Below are 2,023 nucleotides of genomic sequence, written 5' to 3' on the forward strand. Positions count from 1 at the left end.
AACGGCGACTACACCAAGCAGCCGCGCGGCCTCGCCGATGCGCTGCACATCCTCATGATCATGGGCTCGGTGCCGCTGCAGTGGCAGAAGGATTACCCGACGCGCGACGCGGCCGACAAGTATCTCGAGGATCGCATCGCCACATTGATGAAGGACGACGACGCCAACGACTGCCTCTATCAGGTCGATGCCTCGCGCAACTACAACCCGCAGCCGAAACTCGCCGCGATCAAGGCGCCGCTGCTCGCGGTGAACTCCGCCGACGACCAGATCAACCCGCCCGAGCTCGGCATCCTCGAACGTGAGATCAAGAACGTGGCTCATGGGCGCGCCGTGGTCATTCCGATCAGCGACGCCACGCGTGGCCACAGCTCGCACACATGGGCGGTGCTGTGGAAGGACCATCTAGTCGAACTGCTGGCCGAGTCGCACCCGACCCACTGAGTTGCGATCCGAGCGCGCCTATTCGTCCGCGCCCGGATCAAGTCCCGGGAAGAGCACTTCGATGTAGCCGAACTTGGAAAAGTCGGTGATTCGCGAAGGATAGAGCCGGCCGATCAGATGATCGCATTCGTGCTGCACGACGCGCGCGTGGAAGCCTTCGGCCTCGCGCTCGATCTTCATGCCCTGCGGATCGAAGCCGGTGTAGCGGATCAGCGAGTAGCGCTCGACCGCGCCGCGCAAGCCGGGCACGGAAAGGCAGCCTTCCCAGCCCTCCTCCTTGTCCTGCGACAGCGGCGTGATCTCGGGATTGATCAGGATCGTGCGCGGCACCGCGGGTGCATCGGGGTAGCGCTCGCTGCGCTCGAAACCGAAGATGACGAGCTGCAGGTCGACGCCGATCTGCGGTGCGGCGAGGCCGACGCCGCCCGCGGCCTGCATCGTCTCGAACATGTCGGCGATCAGCGCGTGCAGCTCCGGTGTATCGAAGGCTTCGACCGGCTTGGCGACACGCAGCAGACGCGAATCACCCATCTTGAGGATTTCGTGGATCACGGCTTGCCTCTTCAATGCATGAGCGCTCTCGCTCGTCGGCAATCCTAACCCCGAACACGTTTGTTCTGCGTTACATCGTACATGGCCGCCATCGCTGTCGATATCCCACTGAATACGGTCGCGCACTCCGCGACTGCCGCGCGCGTACGATTTGTCGTACCCTGCGCGGCAATGGGGACCGGGAAAACCGACGAGGAATTGATGCTCGCCTACGCGCAGGGCGACGCGCTCGCGTTCGATGCGCTGTATGCGCGCACGCGGGGCATGCTCTATCGCTTCATCCTGCGCAGCCTGCCCGACCGCGCGGTCGCCGACGAGCTGTTCCAGGACACCTGGAGCCGGGCGATTCAGGCGCGCTCGCGCTACCGAGTCGAGGCGAAATTCAGCACCTGGCTGCTGCAGATCGCGCACAATCTCGTCATCGATCACCAGCGCCGCCTGCGCCCGCAAGCCGATGCGGACGAGAGCGAACATGTGCTCGGCCTGCTCGACGTGCCCGAGCACGAACGGCCCGAGGAAGTGCTCAGCGATTTCGAGCAACGCCGGCGCCTGCAGCTTGCGCTCGAAGCATTGCCGGACGAGCAGCGTGTCACCTTCCTCCTGCGCATGGAATCGAATCTCGGCCTGGAGGAAATCGCACAGGTGACCGGAACAGGCCACGAGACGGTGAAGTCGCGCCTGCGCTACGCATTCGCCAAAATACGCGAGAGGTTGGCCGAATGAGCGACATCAAGAAACCCTCGCAGACGGGAGCGAACGAACACGGCTTCGATGCCGAGTTCGATGCGTTCCTGCGCGAGGACGATTCGCGCCTGGCCGCACTGTATCGCAAGCTGCCGCATCCCGAGCCCGACGCCGCGCTCGACGCGCGCGTGCGCGCACAGGCACGCCGCGCATTGAACGAAGGCGCGGAGGCGGCACTGGCTAGGCCGCGCGCACGCCGCTGGCTTCCCGCGTTCGGCGCCGCGGCAACGCTTGTGCTCGCCGCGGGGCTGGTGTGGCGGGTGATGCCACCCGCTTCACCGAC

General features: G+C 65.1%; 2 protein-coding genes and 2 pseudogenes. 3 read left to right on the top strand and 1 reads right to left on the bottom strand.

The features are described 5' to 3' along the window. Window positions 1-444 (top strand): annotated as a pseudogene (locus tag VF497_RS07485) (hypothetical protein); the annotation flags it as partial. An 18-nt stretch (window positions 445-462) separates the two neighbouring features. Here VF497_RS07485 and def read toward each other — a convergent pair. Then, a complete protein-coding gene (def, locus tag VF497_RS07490; protein ID WP_330887252.1) occupies window positions 463-996 on the bottom strand; it encodes a peptide deformylase in 534 nt (177 codons plus the stop codon). A 171-nt stretch (window positions 997-1,167) separates the two neighbouring features. On the opposite strand from def, the gene VF497_RS07495 reads away from it, so the two are divergent. Further along, on the top strand, window positions 1,168-1,719 hold the full coding sequence (locus VF497_RS07495; protein ID WP_330887254.1) for an RNA polymerase sigma factor: 552 nt from the start codon (window positions 1,168-1,170) through the stop codon (window positions 1,717-1,719). Continuing rightward, window positions 1,716-2,023, top strand: a pseudogene (locus tag VF497_RS07500) (hypothetical protein); the annotation flags it as partial. The gene VF497_RS07495 and the pseudogene VF497_RS07500, both read left to right, overlap by 4 nt.

Origin of the sequence: Rudaea sp., from assembly GCF_036383415.1 — a bacterium.
Taxonomy (GTDB): domain Bacteria; phylum Pseudomonadota; class Gammaproteobacteria; order Xanthomonadales; family Rhodanobacteraceae; genus Rudaea.